Origin of the sequence: Ramlibacter aurantiacus (assembly GCF_016722895.1) — a bacterium.
Classification (GTDB): Bacteria; Pseudomonadota; Gammaproteobacteria; order Burkholderiales; family Burkholderiaceae_C; genus Ramlibacter; species Ramlibacter aurantiacus.
The window spans coordinates 60,458-82,949 of the sequence record NZ_JAEQNA010000010.1 but is presented as its reverse complement, the minus strand read 5'-3'; the positions used below and the strand labels follow the sequence as shown (position 1 = coordinate 82,949).

15 protein-coding genes are annotated in these 22,492 nt (G+C 71.1%); 9 read left to right on the top strand and 6 right to left on the bottom strand.

Annotation, left to right across the window (positions count from 1 at the left end; all coding sequences use genetic code 11):
- The 4 genes from JI739_RS21305 to JI739_RS21290 all read left to right on the top strand — a co-directional run bounded on the left by JI739_RS21305 (nucleotide 1) and on the right by JI739_RS21290 (nucleotide 10,616).
- A complete protein-coding gene (locus tag JI739_RS21305; RefSeq protein WP_201686023.1) occupies nucleotides 1-6,366 on the top strand; it encodes a type I polyketide synthase in 6,366 nt (2,121 codons plus the stop codon).
- 565 nt (nucleotides 6,367-6,931) lie between these two features.
- A complete protein-coding gene (locus JI739_RS21300) occupies nucleotides 6,932-9,469 on the top strand; it encodes an ABC transporter permease (protein WP_201686022.1) in 2,538 nt (845 codons plus the stop codon).
- Nucleotides 9,470-9,540: 71 nt separating this feature from the next.
- Complete coding sequence (locus tag JI739_RS21295; RefSeq protein WP_201686021.1) at nucleotides 9,541-9,918, top strand: antitoxin Xre/MbcA/ParS toxin-binding domain-containing protein; 378 nt, start codon at nucleotides 9,541-9,543, stop codon at nucleotides 9,916-9,918.
- On the top strand, nucleotides 9,915-10,616 hold the full coding sequence (locus tag JI739_RS21290) for an RES family NAD+ phosphorylase (protein ID WP_201686020.1): 702 nt from the start codon (nucleotides 9,915-9,917) through the stop codon (nucleotides 10,614-10,616). The genes JI739_RS21295 and JI739_RS21290 overlap by 4 nt, the downstream gene beginning before the upstream one ends.
- 8 nt (nucleotides 10,617-10,624) lie before the next feature.
- On the opposite strand, the gene mtgA is transcribed toward JI739_RS21290, so the two are convergent.
- From mtgA to JI739_RS21265, 5 genes are read right to left on the bottom strand one after another with little or no spacing between them, the layout of a single operon-like run.
- Nucleotides 10,625-11,362: a monofunctional biosynthetic peptidoglycan transglycosylase gene (gene mtgA / locus JI739_RS21285; protein ID WP_201686019.1), complete on the bottom strand. Its 738-nt coding sequence runs from the start codon at nucleotides 11,360-11,362 to the stop codon at nucleotides 10,625-10,627.
- Nucleotides 11,359-12,213: a shikimate dehydrogenase gene (gene aroE / locus JI739_RS21280; protein ID WP_236589947.1), complete on the bottom strand. Its 855-nt coding sequence runs from the start codon at nucleotides 12,211-12,213 to the stop codon at nucleotides 11,359-11,361. The genes mtgA and aroE overlap by 4 nt, the downstream gene beginning before the upstream one ends.
- A gap of 12 nt (nucleotides 12,214-12,225) precedes the next feature.
- The gene (locus JI739_RS21275; RefSeq protein WP_201686018.1) at nucleotides 12,226-13,080 is read right to left on the bottom strand and encodes an energy transducer TonB; all 855 of its coding nucleotides are present in this window, start codon (nucleotides 13,078-13,080) and stop codon (nucleotides 12,226-12,228) included.
- Entirely contained in the window at nucleotides 13,077-15,122 is a 2,046-nt protein-coding gene (locus tag JI739_RS21270; protein ID WP_201686017.1) for a ribonuclease catalytic domain-containing protein, read from the bottom strand. Before JI739_RS21270 ends, JI739_RS21275 begins: the two co-directional genes overlap by 4 nt.
- A gap of 12 nt (nucleotides 15,123-15,134) precedes the next feature.
- Nucleotides 15,135-15,743: a YqiA/YcfP family alpha/beta fold hydrolase gene (locus JI739_RS21265; RefSeq protein ID WP_201686016.1), complete on the bottom strand. Its 609-nt coding sequence runs from the start codon at nucleotides 15,741-15,743 to the stop codon at nucleotides 15,135-15,137.
- Nucleotides 15,744-15,778: 35 nt separating this feature from the next.
- On the opposite strand from JI739_RS21265, the gene rodA reads away from it, so the two are divergent.
- The 3 genes from rodA (at nucleotide 15,779) to JI739_RS21250 (ending at nucleotide 19,825) form a co-directional block, all read left to right on the top strand.
- Nucleotides 15,779-16,933, top strand: coding sequence for a rod shape-determining protein RodA (rodA, locus tag JI739_RS21260; protein WP_201686015.1), 1,155 nt, complete (start codon nucleotides 15,779-15,781; stop codon nucleotides 16,931-16,933).
- A 95-nt stretch (nucleotides 16,934-17,028) separates the two neighbouring features.
- Nucleotides 17,029-18,492, top strand: coding sequence for a metalloprotease TldD (gene tldD, locus JI739_RS21255; RefSeq protein ID WP_201686014.1), 1,464 nt, complete (start codon nucleotides 17,029-17,031; stop codon nucleotides 18,490-18,492).
- Nucleotides 18,493-18,703: 211 nt separating this feature from the next.
- Nucleotides 18,704-19,825 carry a 3-deoxy-7-phosphoheptulonate synthase gene (locus JI739_RS21250; protein ID WP_201686013.1) on the top strand — a complete coding sequence of 374 codons (1,122 nt, stop codon included), beginning with the start codon at nucleotides 18,704-18,706 and terminating at the stop codon, nucleotides 19,823-19,825.
- Nucleotides 19,826-19,838: 13 nt separating this feature from the next.
- On the opposite strand, the gene mpl is transcribed toward JI739_RS21250, so the two are convergent.
- Nucleotides 19,839-21,209 (bottom strand): UDP-N-acetylmuramate:L-alanyl-gamma-D-glutamyl-meso-diaminopimelate ligase, encoded by a 1,371-nt coding sequence (mpl, locus tag JI739_RS21245; RefSeq protein WP_201686012.1) that lies wholly within the window; start codon nucleotides 21,207-21,209, stop codon nucleotides 19,839-19,841.
- A 74-nt stretch (nucleotides 21,210-21,283) separates the two neighbouring features.
- On the opposite strand from mpl, the gene JI739_RS21240 reads away from it, so the two are divergent.
- Together JI739_RS21240 and JI739_RS21235 are read left to right on the top strand one after the other, a co-directional pair.
- The gene (locus tag JI739_RS21240; RefSeq protein WP_201686011.1) at nucleotides 21,284-21,889 is read left to right on the top strand and encodes a hypothetical protein; all 606 of its coding nucleotides are present in this window, start codon (nucleotides 21,284-21,286) and stop codon (nucleotides 21,887-21,889) included.
- Nucleotides 21,876-22,415, top strand: coding sequence for a TlpA family protein disulfide reductase (locus JI739_RS21235; RefSeq protein WP_201686010.1), 540 nt, complete (start codon nucleotides 21,876-21,878; stop codon nucleotides 22,413-22,415). Before JI739_RS21240 ends, JI739_RS21235 begins: the two co-directional genes overlap by 14 nt.
- The last annotated feature ends 77 nt before the right edge of the window (nucleotides 22,416-22,492 follow it).

The window sequence follows — 22,492 nt, the reverse complement described above, 5'->3', positions numbered from 1 at the left end:
ATGACCGAGACGACGCTGCCGCCGGGTGACCTGTCGGGGCAGATTGCCATCGTCGGGATGGCCGGGCGCTTCCCCGGCGCCCGCAACCCCGCCGAGCTGTGGCGCCTGCTGCGCGACGGGCGCGAGGCCACCGAATGGCCCGGCGACGACGAGCTGCGCGCGGCCGGCGTCACCGACGCCGAGCTGGCCGATCCCAATTACGTGCGCGCCACGCTGCCGCTGCCGGACATGGAGATGTTCGACGCCGGCTTCTTCGGCTTCAGCAAGCGCGACGCGGCGGTGCTCGACCCGCAGCACCGCCACTTCCTGGAGTGCTGCTGGGAGGCGCTGGAAGACGCCGGCCACGTGCCCGAGCGCTTCGACGGCGCCATCGGCGTGTTCGGCGGCTGCGGCATGCAGACCTACATGGCCTACAACCTGCTCACCAACGCGCCGCTGCTGCAGTCGATGGGCCTGTTCCTGCTGCGGCATACCGGCAACGACAAGGACTTCCTCACCACGCGCGTGTCCTACCTGCTGGACCTGAAGGGGCCCAGCATCGGCATCCAGACCGCCTGTTCCACCTCGCTGGTGGCGGTGCACGTGGCCGCGCAGAGCCTGCTCTCGGGCGAGTGCGACATGGCCCTGGCCGGCGGCGCCAGCATCGACCTGCCGCACCGGCGCGGCTACCGCTTCGCCGAAGGCGAGATCCTGTCGCCCGACGGCCACTGCCGCGCCTTCGACGACGAGGCCGCGGGCACCCTGTTCGGCAGCGGCGCCGGCGTGGTGGTGCTGCGGCGCCTGGCCGACGCCATCCGCGACGGAGACCACGTCTACGGCGTGATCCGCGGCTCGGCCGTCAACAACGACGGCAGCGGCAAGGCCGGCTACCTGGCGCCCAGCGTGGACGGCCAGGCCAGCGCCGCCGTCGAAGCCCTGGCCGTGGCCGACATCGAGCCGGCCAGCGTCTCCTACGTCGAGGCGCACGGCACCGGCACCCCCGTCGGCGACCCGATCGAGGTGGCGGCGCTGACCCAGGCCTACGGCGCCGCCGGGCCCGGCGCGCTGGGGCTGGGATCGATCAAGACCAACATCGGCCACCTGGACACGGCGGCCGGCGTGGCGTCCCTCATCAAGGTGCTGCTGGCCCTGCGCCACGGCATGCTGCCGGCCACGCTGAACTTCCGCCGCGCCAACAGCCGCTTCGACGCCGCGCGCATGCCTTTCCGCGTGCAGGACCAGGCCCAGCCCTGGCCGGCCGGCTCCAAGCCGCGCCGGGCCGGCGTCAACTCGCTCGGCGTGGGCGGCACCAACGCGCACGTGATCGTCGAGGAGCCGCCGCGCATCGCGCGTGGATCCGGCGACGGTCCCGAGTGGCAGGTGTTCACCCTGTCGGCGCGCACCGAGACCTCGCTGAAGGCGCTGCGCGGGAAGTGGCAGGCCTTCCTGGCCGAGCCGCCGCCCGGGTTCGACCTGGCCGACGCGGCCTACACCACGCAGGAGGGCCGGCGCGCCTTCCCGCACCGCATGAGCGTGGTGGCGCGCGACCTGGCCGGGCTGCAGGCGGCGCTGGCGGCGCCACCCGGCTCGCGCGGTGGCGCCGTGGCTGGCCAGGCCGGCAAGAGCGCGCCCCCGGTGGTCTTCCTGTTCCCCGGCGGTGGTGCGCACTTCCCCGGCGCCGGCAGCGACCTGCAGCGCTATCCCGCCTTCCGCGACGCGGTCGACGAGTGCCTGCGGGCGCTGCCGCCCGGTGCGCCCGCGACCATCCGCGAGCGGCTGTTCGAGCCGGCGCAGGGTGACGGCCCGTCCTGGCTGGAGGCGCCGGCCAGCGGCATCCCGGCGTTGTTCATCCTGGAGTACGCGCTGGGCCGGCTCTGGCAGTCCTGGGGCGTTCAGCCGGCGGCCATGATCGGCCACAGCGCCGGCGAATACGCCGCCGCCTGCCTGGCGGGCATGCTGTCGCTGCCCGACGCGCTCAACATCGTGGTGCTGCGCGGCCGCCTGTTCGAGCAGGCACCGGCCGGCGGCATGCTCTCGGTGGACCTGGCCGAGGACGCGCTGCGCCCGCTGGTCGAGGAGTTCGGGCTGGACCTGGCGGCCGTCAACGGGCCCGACCTGTGCCTGGTGTCGGGCGCCCGCGAAGCGCTGGCCGCGCTGCAGGCGCGCCTGGCGGCGCAGGGCGTGGAGGCGCGCCGGCTGCGCATCGACGTGGCCGCGCATTCGCGCCTGCTGGACGGCATCATCGACAGCTTCCGCGCCGGCCTGCAGTCGGTGGGCCAGCGCTCGCCGTCGGTGCCGGTGATGTCCAGCCTGACCGGCGAATGGATCACGCCCCAGCAGTCGGTGGACGCCGAGTACTGGGTGCGCCACCTGCGCCAGCCGGTGCGCTTTGCCGAGGGCCTGCGCCGCATCCTCTCGGAGCTTCCTGATGCGGTGCTGCTGGAAGTGGGCCCCGGCCAGGGCCTGGGTTCGCTGGCCCGCCTGAACGGCGCCGGCGCCCGCCAGGCCGTGCTGTCCTCCACCCGCAAGCCCGATGAGCCCGAGGCCGACCTGCCGGTGATGCTGCGCAGCGCCGGCGCGCTGTGGGGCCGCGGCATCGAGATGGCCTGGCCGGCGCTGCGCGGGCCGGCTGCCCGCCGCCGCACGCCGCTGCCCACCTACGCCTTCGATCACGAGCGGCACTGGATCGAGCCGGGCCGCGTCACCCTGGCCGAGACCGCGCCGGCGGGCACGGCGCCCGCGGCCGGTGATTCGCTGCAGCGCCTGCCGCGCATGGACGACTGGTTCCACGCCGGTGGCTGGCAACCCGTGCCCTTGCCCACGTCCGCCGCTGCGGCCGAGGGGCCCTGGCTGGTGGTCGGCAGCGGCGGCGCGCTGGGCGCGGCCCTGCTGCGCGCACTGTCGGCGCAGGGCGGCGCCGTGGTCGCCGCCTCGCACGGCGCCGCCTTCGGCCGCCGCGACGCCACGCATTACGAGGTGAACCCCGACGAGCCCGGCGACTTCGTGCAGTTGTTCGAGCACCTGGAGCGCGACCAGATGCTGCCTCGGCAGATCGTCCACCTGGGCGCGCTCGATGCGTCCGGCGCCGAAGGCGACTACGCCACCGTGCGTCGGGGCGGCTTCGACAGCCCGGTGCTGCTCGCCCGCGCGCTGCAGCAACTGGACATCGATCGGCCCATCCAGCTGACGCTGGTCTCGGCCGGCAGCCAGGCACCGGCGGGCGGCCGGGTGCTGGCGCCGCAGCAGGCGCTGGCGATGGGGCCGGTGCGGGTCATCCCGCGCGAGCTGCCGCAGGTGCGCACCCGGCTGGTGGACCTGGATCCGGCGGTCAATGCGTCCGACTCCGCCGCCCAGCTGCTGTCGGAAGTGGCAGCCGCTGCCCCCGGCGACCTGAGCGCCTGGCGCCAGGGCCAGCGCTGGCAGCCGCAGGCCAGCCGGCCGGCGGTGCAGGGCGGTGCCGGTGCGCGGCTGCGGGAGGGCGGGGTGTACCTCATCACGGGCGGCCTGGGCGGCATCGGCCTGGAGCTGGCCGAGTTCCTGGCCCGCCGCTACGGGGCTCGCCTCGCGCTGGTCAGCCGGCGCCAGGCGCCGCCGCGGGCCGACTGGGCGGCACGGTCCGCGAACAAGAACGGTTCTTCCGCGGCCAGGCTGGCAGGCCGCCTGGCGGCCATCGAGCAGGCGGGCGGCCAGGTGCGCTGCTTCAGCGCCGACGCCACCGACCGCGCCCGCATGGCGCAGGTGCTGGCCGATTGCCGGCGCGAGTGGGGTGCGCTCGACGGCGTGTTCCATGCGGCCGGCGAGCTGGCCGACGGGCCGCTGGGCAGCAAGCCCATCGGCGACATGCACCGCCTGATGGCGGCCAAGGCCGAGAGCGCGCAGGTGCTGCACGAGCTGCTGCCGCCGGGCGAGCTGGGGCTGTTCGCGGTGTTCTCGTCCACCAGCGTCGAACTCGGCCCGCCGGGCCAGGTGGACTATGTCGCGGCCAACGCGATGCTGGAGGCGCTGGCCCTGTCGCGGCCCGACGGCCTGGTGCTGCGCTGGGGCGTGTGGGCGGACATCGGCATGGCGGCGCGCGCCGCAGGCCAGGGTGAGTTGCAGGCGCCGGCCGGCGAGGTGGTCCATCCCCTGCTGGGCGTGCGCGCCGATGCCGAGGGCGCGGTGGTGTTCGAGGCGGTGTACGACCCGGCCTCCCTGTGGGTGCTGGACGAGCACCGGGTGGCCGGACACCCCGTGCTGCCGGGCACGGCCTACATCGAGATCGCGCGCGCCGCCTTCGCGGCGCTGCAGCCGGGCCAGCCGCTGGAGCTTCGCTCGCTGTCCTTCGAGGAGGCCATGAGCTTCGACGCGGCGCCGCGCCGCGTTCAGGTGCGGCTGCGGCCCGACGGCGAAGGCCACGAATTCCTGGTGCGCAGCCGCGCCGCCGGGGACGCCGGCTGGACCGAGCACGTGCACGCGGCCCTGGCCGGTGCGACCGAGCCGGTGGCCGCGGGCGGGCCGGTCGCCGGCCCGTGGCAGCCCGGGCGTGCGCCCCAGGCGCGCAGCCCGGTGCTGGCCTTCGGCCCGCGCTGGGGCAACCTCGCGCGCATGCGCCTGGCGCAGCGTTCCGCGGTGGCCGAGCTCGAGTTGCCGGCCGGCTTCGAGGGCGACCTGCAGGCCTGGGCCTGCCACCCGGCCCTGGTCGACATGGCGGCCACGTTCGGCCTGCACCTGCTCGAAGAAGCCGAGCGCGAGCAGCGCCTGTGGGTGCCCGTGTCGGTGGACCGCATTCGCCTGTCCGCGCCCTTGCCCCGGGCCTTCACCAGCCGGGTCGAGCTGCAGGGCCGTCCCGGCCACGGCATGGCCTCGTTCGACGTGCAACTGCACGGCCCCGACGGATCGCCGCTGGCGAGCTTCGAGGGCTTCACCCTGCGTGCCATCGACCCGGCGGTGCTGTCGCTGCCGCGCAAGGCCGCTGCCACCCCGCGGCCCGGCGGGCTGGCCGAGGCCATGCGCGCCTGCGGCATCCGCGCGCAGGACGCACCGGCCGTGTTCGAGCGGGTGCTCGCCACGCCGGGCGCGGTGCTGACGGTGTCGTCGCTGGACCTGGCCCAGGTCGGCCGTGCATTGCAGGCGCCGGCCCGCCGGACGACCGCGTCGGCGTCCCCGTCCGCGCCATCCGGCGCGGCGGACGGCGAAGGCGGCTCGCTCACGGCGATGGAACAGGCGCTGGCCCAGGTCTGGCGCGAGCTGCTGGGGGTGGAGCAGATCGGTCGCGACGACGACTTCTTCGCCCTCGGCGGCCATTCACTGGTGGCGGTGCGACTGTTCGCGCGCATCCGCAAGCAGTTCGGCGCCGACCTGCCGCTGGCCACGCTGTTCGAGGCGCCCACGCTCGGCCGGCTGGCCGCCCTGGTTGCTGAAGCCCGGCCCGAGCAGGCATCGGCCCTGGAGGCGCAAGCCCGCCCCGCGACGGCCGCGCCGGCCCCCGAGGCCGCGGCGCGCACGGCAGCTCCATCGAACGTGATCCCGCTGGGCAAGCGGGCCTGGTCGCCGCTGGTGGAGATCTGCAAGGGCCAGCCGGATCGCCGGCCGTTGTTCTGCGTGCATGGCGCGGGCGGCAACGTGCTCAATTTCAAGCTGATCTCCGACCGGGTGGGCAGCGACCAGCCTTTCTTCGGCCTGCAGGCGCAGGGCGTGGACGGGCGGCTGCCGCCACTGGAGACGATCGAGGCCATGGCCACCCAGTACGTTCAGGCCATCCGAGCGGTCAAGCCCGAGGGGCCATACCGCCTGGCCGGCTACTCGGGCGGCGGCCTCATCGCCTACGAGATGGCGCAGCAGCTGCGCGCCGAGGGGGTTGAGATCGAGCTGCTGCTGATGATCGACACCCTCTCGCCCGAGGCCGCGCGCGAGCCGGTGCCCTTCCTGCGGCGCTTCTGGCTCATGCGCAAGTGGTCGCTGAAGTTCCTGATGGATTGGCCCGCCCGCCGCCGCCGCGGCCGCGAGATGGAGGTGCGCTACACCCAGGCGCTGGAGCGGCTGGCCCGTGGCGAGCCGTTGCCGCCGGAGCTGGTGGACTTCCACCTGTTCCGCAACTTCGTGCAGGCGCAAGCCCGCTACGAGGCGCAGGCCTATCCCCATGAGGTGGTGCTGTTCAGGGCTCGCGACAGTGAGAACCAGTACCTGCAGGCCGGCGAGCGCCTGGGCTGGGAGCGGCACGTGAGCGGGCCCATGCGGGTGTTGCGCATCGACGGGTCGCACTTCTCGATGATGAGCGAGCCGGGGCTGACGCAGCTGGCCGAGGGCATCCGCGACGAGATGGCGCGGCTGGACACGGGCGTGTTGCCCAAGCGCAAGCCGCAGCGGGTGGGAGGGGTGCGGGGCTGGCTGAAGCTGCTGGCGCGGTAGGGCCTGTGGCCGGGCAGAGCTCCCGCGGTCTTGTCTCCTCGGTTCGCCCCGAGCTTGCCCTTCCCCCGTTCACCCTGAGCTTGTCGAAGGGCCCGCGCCCCCCATCCGTTCACCCTGAGCTTGCCGAAGGGCCCGCGCCCCCCATCCGTTCGCCCTGAGCTTGTCGAAGGGCCCGAGGCACGGTGCTGCCGGAGTAAGTCTCACTGAATCAGTTTTTGTAGCAGTCGCCGCGTGTCGGGATTTCGCCCCGGCGGGCGAGTCCCTTTCTTTGTCTCGCCAAAGAAAGGAACCAAAGAAAGGCGACCCCACTGTCTGCGTCCCTCGACGCCCTGCGGGCGCCGAGGGCAACCTGCGGTGCTCGGACGGCGGGGGAAGCGCAGAAACTCGCCCCTGCGGGGCTCAGACAGTCTGCGCTTCTTTTTCCCCGCCGCCCTGCGCTCCTCGGCGCAGCCACAGGGGATTTTCTTCACGGGCCATCGCTGCGCTCGGCCCCGCACTCGGCGCGTATTGCGGTCGCAAGACCTTGATTCCGGCCGCCGCCCTGCCTTGCGGTATGTTCCCGCGCATGACCGCCGTACCCCACCTTCCTCCCCGTTTCTGGCATCTGGGCTGGCGCACCCTCTGGCGTGACCTGCGCGCCGGCGAGCTGCGGCTGGTGATCGTGGCGGTGATGCTCGCGGTGGCGGCACTCACCGCGGTCGGCTTCTTCGCCGACCGGCTCAAGGGCGGGCTGGAGCGTGACGCTCGCCAGCTCATCGGCGGCGACGCGGTCGTGTCCAGCGACCAGCCGGCGCCTGCCGCGTTCGCCGGCAAGGCGGCCGAACTGGGCTTGCAGGCCGTGCGCACCCTCAACTTCCCCACCATGGCGCGCGCACCCGATGCGCAGGGCGGCGCGGCGCGGCTGGTGGCGCTGAAGGCGGTGGCACCCGGGTATCCGCTGCGCGGCCGTCTGCAGACGGCGCCGGCGCCTGGCGCGCCGGCCGAGCCGACCCGGGATATCCCGGCGCCGGGTGAGGCCTGGGTCGATCCGGGGCTGCTCGACGCGCTGTCGCTGAAGGTCGGCGATCCGCTGCTGCTGGGCGACGCCCAGCTGCGCATCGGCCGCGTGATCCTGGTCGAACCCGACCGGGGGGCCGGCTTCATGAGCTTCGCGCCGCGCGTGATGCTCAATGAAGCCGACCTGGCGGCCACGGCCCTGGTGCAGCCGGCCAGCCGCGTGCGTTACCGGCTGGCGGTGGCGGGCGCCGACCCGTCCGTCGACCGCTTCGTCGAGTGGGCCGGGCAGCAGCTGGAATCGGGCGAGCAGCGCGGCATGCGGCTGGAGGCGCTGCAGTCCGGCCGGCCGGAGATGAGCCAGACGATGGACCGGGCCGAGAAATTCCTCAACCTGGTGGCGCTGCTGGCGGCGCTGCTCAGTGCGGTGGCGGTGGCGCTGGCCGCGCGCGGTTTCGCCAACCGGCACCTCAACGACTGCGCCATGCTGCGCGTGCTGGGCTTGAGCCAGCGCAGCATCGCCTGGGCCTATGCCACCGAGTTCGCGCTGGTCGGCCTGGCCGCCAGCCTGCTGGGCGTGGCGCTGGGCTTCGCGGTGCATTTCGTCTTCGTGCTGCTGCTGGCGGGCCTGGTCGAGACGGCGCTGCCGGCGCCGGGCTTGTGGCCGGCGGCCTTCGGCCTGGGCATGGGGCTGACCCTGCTGTTCGCGTTCGGCCTGCCGCCGGTGCTGCAACTGGCGCGGGTGCCACCGCTGCGGGTGATCCGGCGCGACCTGGGGGGACTCAAGCCGGCGTCGGCCGCGGTGCTGGGCGTGGGCGTGGTGGGCTTCGCCGTGCTGCTGCTGGCCGCCAGCAGCGACCTGAAGCTGGGTGGGATCGCGGTGGGCGGTTTCGCCGGCGCGGTGCTGCTGTTCGCCGGCCTGAGCTGGGTGGCGGTGAAGCTGCTGCGGGTGGCGGTGAACGAAAACACCGCGCCGCGCTGGCTGGTGCTGGCCACCCGACAGATCTCGGCCCGGCCGGCCTACGCGGTGGTGCAGGTGAGCGCGCTGGCCGTGGGGCTGTTGGCGCTGGTGCTGTTGGTGCTGCTGCGCACGGACCTCGTGGCCAGCTGGCGCGCGGCCACGCCGCCCGATGCGCCGAACCGGTTCGTGATCAACGTGATGCCCGAGCAGGAGCAGGCTTTCCGGCAGACGCTGCGCGAGGGTGGCGTCTCGCGCCTCGACTGGTATCCGATGTTCCGCGGGCGGCTGGTGGCGGTGAACGACCAGGCGGTCTCGGTCGACGACTTCGGCGAGGACCGGGCGCGCCGGCTGGTGGACCGCGAGTTCAACCTGTCGCACAGCGCCGAGCAGCCGCCGCACAACCAGATCGTGGCCGGGCGCTGGCAGCCGGAGGAGGCCGGGGCGGTGAGCGTGGAGGAGGGACTGGCCGAGACGCTGGGCCTGAAGCTGGGCGACGTGCTGCGCTTCGACATCGGCGGCATGACGTCCGAAGCCCGCATCACCTCGCTGCGCAAGGTGGACTGGGGATCGATGCGGGCCAATTTCTTCGTGATGTACCCGCTGAGCCGAATGTCCGACGTGCCGGTCACCTACATGGGCTCGTACCGCGCGCCCGACCGGCCCGGCTTCGACAACGCGCTGGTGAGGGCCTTTCCCAACGTCACCAATGTCGACATGACCGCCACCATCATGCAGGTGCAGGGCGTGCTGGACCAGGTGATCCGCGCCGTCGAGTTCCTGTTCGGGTTCACGCTGGCCGCCGGGCTGGTGGTGCTGTTCGCGGCCGTTACGGCCACCCGCGAGGAGCGGGCGCGCGAGTTCGCGATCATGCGGGCGGTCGGCGCGCGCGGCTCGCTGCTGCGGCAGGTGCAGCGGGCGGAGCTGGCGGGGGTCGGGCTGCTGGCCGGCTTCCTGGCCAGCCTGGTGGCTACGGGCGTGGGCTGGGCGCTGGCGTATTTCGTGTTCGACTTCACCTGGCGCGCCTCGCCCTGGGTGCCGCTGCTGGGCACCCTGGCCGGGGCGGTCCTGGCGCTGGCAGCAGGCTGGTGGGGCCTGCGCGAGGTGCTCCGGCGGCCGGTGGTGGCGACGCTGCGGCAGGCGGCGGAGTGAGGTTGCGCCGTACCAGGGTACGCAATCCTTGAGAAAATCAGGCAAGATCTTTCTATAGAAAGGGGTTGCCCATGAAGCCTCAAGCCGCTCCGCAGGTCGTCGCCCCCGAGTTCGTCCTGGCCAAAGCCACGACCCGTGCCGCTGAACTGCTGGGCCTGTCGGGCGCGGCACTGGGCCGTGTCATCGGGATGAGCGAGCCCACCGTCTCGCGCATGGTTCACGGACTGCGCGGGATCGACCCGCATTCGAAACAGGGCCAGCTCTCGCTGCTGCTGGTTCGCGTTTACCGCTCGCTCGATGCCCTGGTGGGGACCAACGGGCAGCAGCGCATGGCCTGGATGCGCAGCTACAACCAGGCCCTGGGTGGCGTGCCCGCAGCGCTGATCGAGCGCCCCGAGGGCCTGGTCGCCACCCTCGATTACCTCGATGGCATGCGCGCTCCCGCATGACCGCAACCCGGTGGACTCCCGACTGGTTCGACCAGGGCGTCGCGCGCCAGTCCATGGTGGCCTGGCGGGGCGTGGAAGCCCAGCATGTGCTGTCCACGACGCGGCTGGTCGATGACCTGCACGAGCACGAGGTTCTCGAAGGCATGCTGGAAGCGAGCAAGCCACCGGCCCCGGTGATGCGGGGGCACAAGCATTACCTGATCTACACCCCGTTCCGGTACCGGCCCAGGCACCCCAGCCGGTTCAGGCGGGCTGGCTCGCGCGGGCAGTGGTACGGGGCCGAGGAGCTTTACGCGGCCTGCGCCGAGGTCGCGTACTGGCGGCATCGCTTCGTGATGGACAGCCAGGGCCTGGCCGATGAAGACGTCCTGACCGCGCACACCTTCTTCCAGGGGGCGATCGACGGCGTGGCGATCGACCTGACGGTGCCTCCGTGGGTCGGCGCGCGGGATGCCTGGACGCTCGACCAGGACTACACCCACACCCATGCGGTTGCCGAGGCGGCGGCCGAGCGGCGGGTGCAGTGGATCCGCTACGAATCGGTGCGTGCACCCGGCCGTCGCTGCGCGGCGGTGCTGGACGTGGAAGCCGTCGACCTCGTGGCCAACGGCACCACGCAGCAGACCTGGCAGTGCAAGGCCAACCGCGCCACGGTCATGATGCTGCACGACCAGGATCGCCACAGCTGGACGTTCTGAAACCGGTCTTACGGCAGTTCGGCCGCCCTCATCCGCCCCACGATCACGTTCGCCCGGTTGGCCAGGTAGGCCGAGTTCGGCACCTTCTCGAAGTAGCGCGGCCGCGGCAGCATCACGGCCAGCCGCGCGGCCTCGTAGGGCGTGAGGCGGTCCGCGCCCTTGCGCCAGTAGTGCCGGGCGGCGGCTTCGGCGCCGAACACGCCTTCGCCCCATTCGACGCTGTTGAGGTAGATCTCCAGGATGCGTTCCTTGCCCAGCAGCTGCTCCAGCGCCAGGGTGAGCACCATCTCCTGGGCTTTGCGCAGCAGGGTGCGCTCGCCCGAGAGCAGCAGGTTCTTGGCCAGCTGCTGGCTGATGGTGGAGCCGCCGACGATGCGCGGCGGCCGGGCCCGGCCGGGGCGAGCTTGCGCCAGGCGGGCGGCGCGTTCCTCGGCCTGCGCATTGCGCTCCCAGGCTTTCTCGATGGCTTCCCAGTCCAGCCCGTCGTGGTTGGCGAAGCCGTCGTCCTCGGCGGCCACCACCGCGCGCTTGAGGTGCGGGGAGATGCGCTCGTACGGCACCCATTGCTGGCGCCAGCGCAGGCGCTGGTTGCCGGTGGCGAGGCGCCAGGCTTCGGAGCGCTGGAAGCTGGTGGACTGCGGATCGACCAGCGCCATCAGCGCGATGCGGCCGACGAAGAACAGCTGCAGCCCCAGGAAGGCCACGACCGCCAACAGCAGCCAGCGCCGCAGCGGCTTCCAGTTCATGCGCCGGCTGGCGCCAGCAGCTGGCGCAGCTCGTGCAGCACCTGGGCGGCTGGCGGACGCAGGCCGCGCCAGATGGAGAAGGACTCGGCCGCCTGTTCGACCAGCATGCCCAGCCCGTCGCGGGGCACGCCGCCATGGCGCCGCGCCCAGTCGAGGAAACCCTGGGCGGCGGGGCCGTACATCATGTCGATGGCGAGTCCGCCCTCGCGCAGCACGCGGCCGGACACCGGCACCGCGTCGCCACCGAGGCTGCTGGCGGTGCCGTTGATGACGATGTCGTGTGGCCGGTCCACCGCGTCCAGGGGCAGGGCGTCGAGCCGCACGCCACGGCGTGCGGCGAGGTCCTGGTGGCGCGTGACCAGCAGCTGGGCGTTGGCCAGGGTGCGGTTGGTGACGGTGAGCCGCGCCGGGTTGGCTTCGATCAGCGGACCCAGCACGCCCGCGGCCGCGCCGCCGGCGCCGACCAGCAGCACGTGGGCGCCGGCGAGGTTCACGCCCGCGTGGTGCTCGATGTCGCGCACCAGGCCCACGCCGTCGGTGTTGTCCCCGCGTGGCGGGGCTTGCGGCCCGTCGAAGACCAGGGTGTTGCAGGCACCGGCCAACTCGGCGCGGGCACTGAGCTCGCCCGCGCACAGCGCGGCGGCCTCGAACTTGAACGGCACGGTGACGTTGCAGCCGCGACCGCCGGCTCCACGAAAGGCATGCACCGCATCGGGGAAGCCGTCGGCCGGCACCAGCAGGGCGCGGTACTCGAGCGACTGGCCGGTCAGTTCGGCGAAGCGGGCGTGGATCCAGGGCGAGCGGCTGTGGGCCACCGGGTTGCCCATCACGGCATAGGAGTCAGGCGCCATGGAAAGTCTGTCCTAACGGTTCGACAGCTGGGTCTCCAGCGTTTCCTCGCGGGTGAATCGAAAGCGCGAAACCACCACGATCTGGTCGGCCCGCGCGCGCATGCCGCCGTTGAACGAGCCGAAAGGGCTGGCAGCCCGGGCGATACCGATGGCCCGGCGATCGAGCGTGCCGTTGCCGGAGCTTTGCACCACCTCGGCGGCCAGCATGCGGCCGTCGTGGTTGACGGTGAGCAGCATGGTGAGTTCGCCGTAGAGCTTCTGGCCGGCCAGCTCGGGGAAGTCGCGGGTGCCGCGGTCTTCGATGCGGCGGCGCAGCGCGTCGTAGTAGACGGCGTACACCTCTTCGCGGGTGGACGGGCTCACGTAGCGCTTCTTGGGCCGCGCGTTTTCTTCGTTGATGCGGCGCTCGATCTCGGCCAGCAGCTGCAGCAGCTGGCGCCGCTTTTCCTCGCGGGCCTGGGCCGTGGCGTCGCGTGCGTCGCGGCGCGGATCGGCCGGGGGCAGGGCGGCCAGCATGCGGTGCACCTGCGTGAGCAGCTGGGTCTGCTGGTCCTGCATGGCTTCGACCTTGGCATGCGCGTCCTCGGAGGCGTCGCCCACCGCGGACAGGGCCGAGGGCGGCAGTGGCGAGGTGGCCCGGCCTCGCTCGGCTTCGCCGCCGCCGGCCAACGCGAACTGCGCGATGGCCTGGGCCTTCTCGGGGCGCTCGCTGCTGCGGGCGTTGACCAGCACCACTTCGAGGGGCGTGTCCTGGAACACGCGGTTGAACGCCTCGGGATCGACGATGCGCACGGTGAGCAGGGCCGCGTGGACGGCCAGCGACACGCCCAGGGCGATCTGCAGGGTGCTCAGCTGCTTGAGGTTCACGGAGCGGGATTATCCGTGGCGCCCGGCTCCTCGCTGAGGTCGACGGCGATGGCGAGGGGGCCGGCCACCGTTTCTTCTTCCGCACTGTCGTCCGGCGCCGACACGGGGGCCGCCTCGGCCTGCAGCCGTTCGGTCACGGTGCCGTGCACGTCGAGGGCGATCTCGTCGATGTCGCCCAGCTTCACCCGCACGCGGCTGCCGCGGGGCAGGTCGGACGCGCCCATCACCGGCAGCACCAGCGGCAGTTCGTCGGCGCGCACCAGTCCTTCCTTGATGACGGAGGCGGTGAGTTCGGTGAGGCCCTGCTGCTTGAGGTATTTGAGCGTCCAGAAGCGCTCCATGCCGGCCTGGTAGCCGTTGTAGGCGCTGTAGGCCGCATCGAAGCCGGAGATGATGGAGAACAGCTCGGCGTCCTTCGGCTTGAAGGGCGCCACCAGCGCCGCGGTGCGGCCATGGCGTGCGGCCGCGATGATCTGCCACTGGTTCACCAGGTCGGTGTAGCGGCGCAGGGGCGAGGTGCTCCAGGCGTAGCACTTGACGCCGATGCCGGCGTGGGGCGCCGCCTTGGTGCCCATGCGCACCTTCACGCCCGGGGCCAGGCTGGCCTGGCTGCGGTAGATGGCCGGCACGCCCAGCTCGGCCAGCCATTGGCCCCAGCTGCTGTTGGCCAGGATCATGGCCTCGGCCACGATCAGGTCCAGCGGCGCGCCGCGCCGGCGCACCGTGATGGCCACGGTCTCGTCGCCGCGCGGCTCGTCGTGCACGCCCTCCAGGCGGAAGTTGTAGTCGGGCCGGGTGAAAGTCTCGGGCTTGCCGCGCACCACCTCGCGCTGCGCCTTCAGGTGGCGAGCCAGGCGGTACAAAAAGGACAGCGGCTCGCGCAGGCGGGCGACTTCCTCGGCGGCATCGTTGTGGTGGCTTTCCGCGTCCTGCAGCCACGCCTCGGTGATGACGTCGTCGAGCCGGTCATGGCGCAGGTTCAGGGCCACGCGCACGCGCTCCAGGCGCGTTTCGGTGGATGTCACCGACAAGGTCGGTTCGTCGAAGGTGACGTAGAGCGAGACCGCCGGGCAGTCGCGCCCGGCTTCGAGCGTGTACGCCTGCACCACGTCGTCGGGCAGCATGGTGATCTTGTGCCCCGGCATGTACACCGTGGACAGCCGCTGGCGCGCGATCTGGTCGAGCGGACTGGCCGGCTTGAGGGCCAGGCCGGGTGCGGCGATGTGGATGCCCACGGTGACGCTGCCCGAGCCCAGGCCCTGCACCGACAGCGCGTCGTCGATCTCGGTGGTGCTGGAGTCGTCGATGGACCAGGCCTCGGCCGGCGCGAGCGGCAGTTCCTCGGCAACGGCCGGCACGGCCACCGGGGGGAAGCCCGTCCCTTTGGGGAAATAGTCGAACAGGAAGCGCTTCCAGTGGAACTGGTAGGGCGACTCGATCGCCCCGGCCTTCTGCAGCAGCGCCAGCGGGGCCAGGTGCGTGTGGCGCGCGGCCTCGACCACCGCCTTGTATTCCGGCGCGTTCTTGTCGGGCTTGAACAGGATGCGAAAGAGCTGCTCGCGCACGGCCGGCGGGCAGCTGCCGGCGGACAGCTCGGCGGCCCAGGCATCGATCTGGGCCTGCACCTGCTTTTTCTTCTCGATGGCGGCCAGGGCCTGCTGCACGATCTCGGCCGGCGCCTTGCGGAACCGCCCCTTGCCGGCACGCCGGAAATAGTGGGGCGCCTCGAACAGCCGAAACAGGGCGGCGACCTGCTGCGCCACGTCGGCCTTGTCGCTGAAGTAATCGCGGGCCAGGTCGGCGAAGCCGAATTCCTCGTCGGGCGCGAACTCCCAGGCGAGGTCGAGTTCGATCTCCTGGGCGATGGTCTGCGCCTGGGTCACCAGCTCGGCCGGCTGTGGCTTGTCGAACCGGATCAGGGCGCTGGTCGCCTTGACCTTCACGCGCTTGCCGGAGTCCAGCTCCACCTGAACGGACGCGTCGGCTTCGGACAGGATGCGGCCGGCCTGGAACTTTCCGGCTTCTTCGAACAATAGAAACATCGCCGGATTGTCTCAGGCCGGCTCCAGCCCCAGGAAGCCCAGCACCTCCCCGAGGTGGGCCTGTTCGAAGTCCGACAGCGCGTGGTCGCCGCCTTCGAGCAGCTTGATGCGGGCGCCGGCGTAGCGGGCGCTCATCTCGCGCCAATCCAGCACCTCGTCGCCCTTGGCGATCACCGCGAAATAGTTCGCAGGATGAGCGAGCGATGGGACTTCCATCCCGCGCAGCTCGTCGACATGGCGCGCCTCGAAGCGAAAGAGCGTGCCGGGATCGTGCCAGGCGGCCTGCTCCCCGATCTGGCTGGCCAGGTCGCGCGCGGGATGGACCGCGGGATTGAGCAGCACCGCGCGGCAGCCGCGAGCCTCGGCCAGGACGGTGGCGTAGAAGCCGCCGAGCGAAGAACCGATCACGCCCATGGTCGCCGCCGGCCAGTCGGACGTGCCCTGGCGCAGCATGGCCATCGCTTCGCGCGGGGAGGGCGGCAGTTGCGGGCACCACCAGCGCTGCAAGGGGGCGTGCAGGCGCGGCACCTGTTGCGCCACCAGCATCGCCTTGGCCGAAAGAGGCGAGGAGCGGAATCCGTGCAGGTACAGCAGGTGGGTGACCGGGTCGGATGGGCTCATGGGGTCATGATGCCCGAGGCGATAATCGCGCCCCTATGTCAGCCGTGTTCGAGAAGCCCCCGCTGTGGCGCCGCACCCTGCCCCTGCTGCAGGGGTTCGACGGGCCCTTGGCCTTCGCGGTGTTCCTGCTGGCGTGCGCCGGGCTGGTGGCGATGTTCTCCTCGGGGTTCGATCACGGCACCCGGTTCGTGGACCACGGCCGCAACATGCTGATCGCCGGCTTCGTGATGTTCGTGGTGGCCCAGGTGCCACCGCAGCGGCTGATGTCGCTGGCCGTTCCGCTGTACGTGCTGGGGGTGTCGCTGCTGGTGGCGGTGGCGCTGTTCGGCATCACCAAGAAAGGGGCCCGGCGCTGGATCAACCTGGGGGTGGTGATCCAGCCCAGCGAGATCCTCAAGATCGCCACGCCGCTGATGCTGGCCTGGTGGTTCCAGAAGCGGGAAGGGCACCTGCGGCCCTTCGATTTCGCCGTGGCTTTCGCGCTGCTGCTGTTGCCCGTGGGCCTCATCATGAAGCAGCCCGACCTGGGCACCTCGCTGCTGGTGGGCGCGGCCGGGCTGGCGGTGATCTTCTTCGCCGGCCTTCCGTGGCGCCTGATCCTGCCGCCGGTCGCGCTCGCGGTGGTGGGCATCCTGCTGGTGGTCCTCTTCGAGCCGCAACTGTGTGCCGCGGGCAATCGCTGGCCCGTACTGCACGACTACCAGCAGCAGCGCATTTGCACCTTGCTCGACCCGTTCAAGGATCCACTCGGCAAGGGCTTCCACATCATCCAGGGCATGATCGCCATCGGCTCGGGCGGCCTGTTCGGCAAGGGCTTCATGCAGGGCACGCAAACGCACCTGGAGTTCATTCCCGAGCGCACGACCGATTTCATCTTTGCGGCCTTCTCGGAGGAATTCGGACTGGTCGGCAACCTGCTGCTCATCGCCGGCTTCGTCTTCCTGATCCTGCGCGGGCTGGCGATCGCGCTCGAGGCGTCGACGCTGTTCTCGCGCCTGCTGGCCGGTTCGGTGACCCTGATTTTCTTCACGTACGCCTTCGTGAACATGGGCATGGTCAGCGGCATCCTGCCGGTGGTGGGCGTGCCGCTGCCCTTCATCAGCTACGGCGGCACCGCCATGGTCACGCTCGGGCTCGCGCTCGGCATCCTGATGTCGGTGGCCAAGGCCCGGCGATTGGTGCAGAGCTAGCCTTCGGCTGCTCATAGGGAATACCAGACGTCTCCCGCTGTTCTTCCGTTCTCCCTGCCCCCTAAGCCCGAAGCCCTAGTCCCTAGAATGCCCCAATGATTTCCCGCGAACCCACTCTCGAACGGCTGGAGACCGCCCGGCGCATGCTGCTGGAGCCCTTCGGCCTGGATGAAACCCACCTGCTGCGGGCATTGGCCGAAATCGCCGCGCACCAGATCGATGACGCCGACCTGTACTTCCAGTACACGCGGTCGGAGGGTTGGAGCCTGGAGGAGGGGATCGTCAAGACCGGCAGCTTCAGCATCGACCAGGGGGTGGGCGTGCGGGCGGTCAGTGGCGAGAAGACCGCCTTCGCCTATTCGGACGACATCTCCGAGGCCTCGCTGCTCGATGCCGCGCGCACCGTGCGCACCATCTCGGCGGCCCGTCGCGGCGGCCGGGTCAAGGTGCCCTCGCGCAAGGTGGCCTCCAGTCGCTCCCTCTACGAGGGGCTCGACCCGATCGCCACGCTGGACAGCACGGAGAAGGTCCAGTTGCTGGAAAGAGCGGAGAAGCTGGCGCGCGCCAAGGACCCGCGCATCGTGCAGGTCATGGCCGGCCTGGCCAGCGAATGGGACGTTGTGCTGGTGGCGCGGGCCGACGGCACGGTGGCCGCCGACGTGCGCCCGCTGGTGCGGATGTCGCTGACCGTCATTGCCGAGCAGAACGGCCGCCGCGAGGTCGGCTCCTTCGGTGGCGGTGGCCGCTTCGGGCTGGGTTATTTCAGCGACGAGGTGGTCACCGAGTACGTGGACGCCGCCTGCCGCGCCGCCCTGACCAACCTCGAGTCGCGCCCCGCCCCGGCTGGCGAGATGACCGTGGTGCTGGGCTCGGGCTGGCCGGGCATCCTGCTGCACGAGGCCATCGGCCACGGCCTGGAAGGCGACTTCAACCGCAAGGGCTCGAGCGCGTTCTCGGGCCGCATCGGCAAACGCGTGGCGGCCAAGGGCGTCACGGTGCTCGACGACGGCACCATCTCCGACCGGCGCGGCTCGCTCAACATCGACGACGAGGGCAATGCCAGCCAGCGCAACGTGCTGATCGAAGACGGCATCCTGCGCGGCTACATCCAGGATTCGCTCAACGCCCGCCTGATGGGCGTGGCGCCCACCGGCAACGGTCGCCGCGAAAGCTATGCGCACGTGCCGATGCCGCGCATGACCAACACCTACATGCTGGGAGGCGAGAAGTCCCCGGACGAGATCGTGGCCAGCATCAAGAAGGGCCTGTACGCCACCAACTTCGGCGGCGGCCAGGTCGACATCACCTCGGGCAAGTTCGTGTTCTCGGCCAGCGAGGCCTTCTGGGTCGAGAACGGCAAGATCCAGTACCCCGTGAAGGGCGCGACCATCGTCGGCAACGGTCCCGATGCACTGACCCGCGTCACCATGATCGGCGACGACATGCGGCTGGATTCGGGCGTGGGCACCTGTGGCAAGGAAGGCCAGAGCGTGCCGGTCGGCGTCGGCCAACCCACGCTGCGCATCGACGGCCTGACCGTGGGCGGCACCGGCGGCTGAGAAAAGAGCGTTCTTACCCTGTGCTACATTTGCCGCCGATGCCCCGCAGCCGCTTTTTCTTTTTTGGCTACTTTTGGTTTTTCTCCAGCCCCGGCGGCCGAGAGATCTGCGCGTAGCCCCAGACAAGAAGCGCAAGAAATCCCGAGAAGACCGCCGGACCCCCGGCGGTTTTTTTTCGCCCACCGTCCAGAAACCCAGCAAGGAGCGATCGATGTCCGTCAATTCCCAACCCGCCGGCGATGACTGGCGTCCGCACCCCGTCGACAAGACCAGCCGCACCGACGACGAACGCATCAAGGACATCACCGTGCTGCCGCCGCCCGAGCACCTGATCCGCTTCTTCCCCATCCGGGGTACGGCGGTCGAGCAGCTCATCACGGATACGCGCCGTCGCATCCACGACATCATGGCCGGCACCGCCGACCGGCTGCTGGTGATCATCGGACCCTGCTCCATCCACGATCCCAATGCCGCCCTCGAGTACGCCCGGCGGCTCAAGCCGGTGCGCGAGCAGCACCGTGACACGCTCGAGATCGTCATGCGGGTCTACTTCGAGAAGCCGCGTACGACCGTCGGCTGGAAGGGGCTGATCAACGACCCCTACCTGGACGAGAGCTTCCGCATCGACGAAGGCCTGCGCATCGCGCGGCAGCTGCTGATCGAGATCAACCGCCTGGGCCTGCCCGCGGGCAGCGAGTTCCTCGACGTCATCTCGCCGCAGTACATCGGCGACCTGATTTCCTGGGGCGCGATCGGCGCCCGCACGACCGAGAGCCAGGTGCACCGCGAACTGGCCTCGGGGCTGTCGGCGCCCATCGGCTTCAAGAACGGCACCGATGGCAACATCCGCATCGCCACCGACGCCATCCAGGCGGCCGCCCGCGGCCACCACTTCCTGTCGGTTCACAAGAATGGCCAGGTCGCGATCGTGCAGACCGAGGGCAACCGCGATTGCCACCTGATCCTGCGCGGCGGCAAGGCGCCCAATTACGACGCGCAAAGCGTCGCCACGGCGTGCCGCGAGCTCGAAGCCGCCGGCCTGCCGCCCCGGCTGATGGTCGACTGCAGCCACGCCAACAGCAGCAAGCAGCATGAGCGCCAGCTCGAGGTGGCGCGCGACATCGCCGGGCAGCTGGCGGGCGGCTCGCGCCAGGTGTTCGGCGTGATGATCGAGAGCCACCTGAACGCCGGCGCGCAGAAGTTCACGCCCGGCAAGGACGATCCGTCGGCGCTGGCCTTCGGCAAGAGCATCACCGATGCCTGCCTGGGCTGGGACGATTCGCTTCAGGCGCTGTCGGTGCTCTCCGATGCGGTGAAGGCGCGGCGCGGCTGATCGAGGTGGCGGCTCAAGCGGCGAGCGTTTCCAGCAGCTTGCCGTGGATGCCGCCAAAGCCGCCGTTGCTCATGCACAGCACCTGGTCGCCGGGGCGGGCGACGGCCCGGACCTGGGCCACCAGGTCGGCGACGGTGCCGGCCACCCGAGCCCGCTCGCCCATCGGCGCCAGCGCTTCGGCCGGGTCCCAGCCCAGTCCGCCGCTGTGGCAGAAGGCGAGGTCCGCCTGCTCCAGGCTCCAGGGCAGCTGGGCCTTCATGGTGCCCAGCTTCATGGTGTTGCTGCGGGGCTCGAACACGGCCAGGATGCGCTGGCCGGGCTGCAGCCGGCGACGCAGCCCATCGACCGTCGTGCGGATCGCCGTGGGGTGGTGGGCGAAGTCGTCGTACACGGCGATGCCGCGCACGGTGCCGCGCAGCTCCATGCGGCGGCGCACGTTACGGAAACTGCCCAACGCCTCGGCGGCGTGTTCGACCGGCACGCCCACATGATCGGCCGCTGCCGCAGCGGCCAGTGCATTGAGCTGGTTGTGCACGCCGCCCAGCTCCCAGCGCACCTGTCCCCGTGGCTCTCCGCGCTCCAGGATCTGGAACGATTCGGGTTCGCCGCGCGCACTGAAGTCGCTCACCGCGGCGCCGAAGCTGCGCACCTCGCTCCAGCAGCCGGCATGCAGCACCCGGGCCAGGCTCTCCTCCAGCCCGTTGACCACCACCCGGCCGCTGGCCGGCACCGTCCGCAGCAGGTGGTGGAACTGGCGCTCGATGGCGGCCAGGTCGTCGAAGATGTCGGCGTGGTCGAACTCCAGGTTGTTCAGGATGGCGGTTCGCGGCCGGTAATGGACGAACTTGCTGCGCTTGTCGAAGAAGGCGGTGTCGTACTCGTCGGCTTCGATGACGAAGCAGGAGCCGCTGCCCAGGCGTGCCGAGACGCCGAAGTCCACGGGCACGCCGCCGACCAGGAATCCGGGCTGCAAGCCGGCACGCTCCAGGATCCACGCCAGCATCGACGTGGTCGTCGTCTTGCCGTGCGTGCCCGCGACGGCCAGCACGTGCCGGCCCTGCAGCACGTGCTCCGACAGCCACTGCGGACCGCTGGTGTAGCGCTGGCCGGCGTCCAGGATCGCCTCCATCAGCGGGAACTTGGGTGAACCGTCGGGCAGGCGGGCGCGCGAAACGACGTTGCCCACCACCCAGACATCAGGCGCCAGGCTCATCTGGTCGTCCCCGAAGCCTTCGATCAGGTCGATGCCCAGCGCGCGCAGCTGGTCGCTCATGGGTGGGTAGACGCCGGCGTCGCAGCCGGTGACGCGGTGCCCGGCCTCGCGGGCGAGGGCCGCCAGGCCGCCCATGAAGGTGCCGCAGATGCCCAGGATGTGGATATGCATGGGCGCGGATTATGGAGGGGCTCCCGGCCCAGGCCCGCCGCGCGGCGGCATCGATCAGGGGACAATCCAGGTCCATGGAAAGCCTGAAGAACGAGATCGCCGCGACGGCCGCCCGGCTGGTCGTGGAGGAAGGGCTGGAGTGGGGCCCGGCCAAGCGGCGGGCGGTGCGGCAGATGGGGCTGGGCCCGCGCACCGCGCTGCCGGACAACGACGCGCTCGAGGACGCGGTGCGCGAATACCTGCAGTTGTTCTGCGCCGATACCCAACCCGCAGAACTGGCGGCGCTGCGCCGGCTGGCCGCCAGCTGGATGGAGCGCCTGGCGCCGTTCCGCCCCCACCTGTGTGGCGCGGTGTGGCACGGCACGGCGACGCGGCTGTCCGACATCTACCTGCAGTTGTTCTGCGACGACCCCAAGTCCGCCGAAATGGCCCTGATCGATCGTGGCGTGGACTACGAACCGCGCACCGTGCCGGGATTCACCGGCGAGCCGGTGGAGGCGCTCAGCCTGTCCAGCCGCTGCCCGGAATTGGGCGAGAACATCGGCGTGCACCTGCTCATCCACGATCACGACGACCTGCGGGGGGCCTTGCGGCCCGATGCGCGCGGGCGCCGGCCGCGGGGCAACCTGGACGACTTGCGCGCCCGCATGGCCGAGGAGGAGAGCCATGGCGCGCGCTGAGACCCGCCGCACGCTGCTGCTCGCTGGTGCGGGTGGGGTCGCGCTCCTGGCAGGCGGCGCCGTGGGCTGGAAGCGCTGGTCCGTCGGGACCGGTCAGGACGCGGTGCCGGCGGACTTCTGGACTCGCCGCTTCGAGGCACCGGCTGGCGGCATGCTGGACATGTCGAGCTTGCGCGGCAAACACCTGCTGGTGAACTTCTGGGCCACCTGGTGCCCGCCCTGCGTCGAAGAGATGCCGCTGCTCGATCGGTTCAGGAGTGAGCACGCCGGCAGCGGCTGGGAAGTGGTGGGCTTGGCGGTCGACCAAGCCCCGGCGGTACGAAAGTTCCTGTCCCGTACCCCGGTGAGTTTCCCCATTGGCCTGGCCGGCCTGGAAGGCACCGAGCTCGGCCGGACTTTCGGCAACCAGCACGGGGGTCTCCCGTTCACGGTCCTGGTGGGGCCGGACGGCCGGGTTCTGCAACGTAGAATCGGCCAGCTTTCGGCCGAGGAACTGTCCCGTTGGCGGGCACAAGCGTCGGTCTGACAATAGAAAAAGAACGCAATAAAGCGTAAGTAGCGGTGAATTGCGGTACATTCGCCGCTTTTCGTGCCTCGGAGCTC

Excerpts from the sequence above, each read along its gene's own strand:
- JI739_RS21305 (WP_201686023.1), top strand. The coding sequence starts at position 1 with ATGACCGAGACGACGCTGCCGCCGGGTGACCTGTCGGGGCAGATTGCC.
- JI739_RS21240 (WP_201686011.1), top strand. The coding sequence starts at position 21,284 with ATGGAAAGCCTGAAGAACGAGATCGCCGCGACGGCCGCCCGGCTGGTC.
- JI739_RS21270 (WP_201686017.1), bottom strand. The coding sequence starts at position 15,122 with ATGTTTCTATTGTTCGAAGAAGCCGGAAAGTTCCAGGCCGGCCGCATC.
- JI739_RS21265 (WP_201686016.1), bottom strand. The coding sequence starts at position 15,743 with ATGAGCCCATCCGACCCGGTCACCCACCTGCTGTACCTGCACGGATTC.
- aroE (WP_236589947.1), bottom strand. The coding sequence starts at position 12,213 with ATGGCGCCTGACTCCTATGCCGTGATGGGCAACCCGGTGGCCCACAGC.
- JI739_RS21295 (WP_201686021.1), top strand. The coding sequence starts at position 9,541 with ATGAAGCCTCAAGCCGCTCCGCAGGTCGTCGCCCCCGAGTTCGTCCTG.
- mpl (WP_201686012.1), bottom strand. The coding sequence starts at position 21,209 with ATGCATATCCACATCCTGGGCATCTGCGGCACCTTCATGGGCGGCCTG.
- JI739_RS21300 (WP_201686022.1), top strand. The coding sequence starts at position 6,932 with ATGACCGCCGTACCCCACCTTCCTCCCCGTTTCTGGCATCTGGGCTGG.
- JI739_RS21290 (WP_201686020.1), top strand. The coding sequence starts at position 9,915 with ATGACCGCAACCCGGTGGACTCCCGACTGGTTCGACCAGGGCGTCGCG.
- JI739_RS21250 (WP_201686013.1), top strand. The coding sequence starts at position 18,704 with ATGTCCGTCAATTCCCAACCCGCCGGCGATGACTGGCGTCCGCACCCC.
- tldD (WP_201686014.1), top strand. The coding sequence starts at position 17,029 with ATGATTTCCCGCGAACCCACTCTCGAACGGCTGGAGACCGCCCGGCGC.
- rodA (WP_201686015.1), top strand. The coding sequence starts at position 15,779 with ATGTCAGCCGTGTTCGAGAAGCCCCCGCTGTGGCGCCGCACCCTGCCC.
- JI739_RS21235 (WP_201686010.1), top strand. The coding sequence starts at position 21,876 with ATGGCGCGCGCTGAGACCCGCCGCACGCTGCTGCTCGCTGGTGCGGGT.
- mtgA (WP_201686019.1), bottom strand. The coding sequence starts at position 11,362 with ATGAACTGGAAGCCGCTGCGGCGCTGGCTGCTGTTGGCGGTCGTGGCC.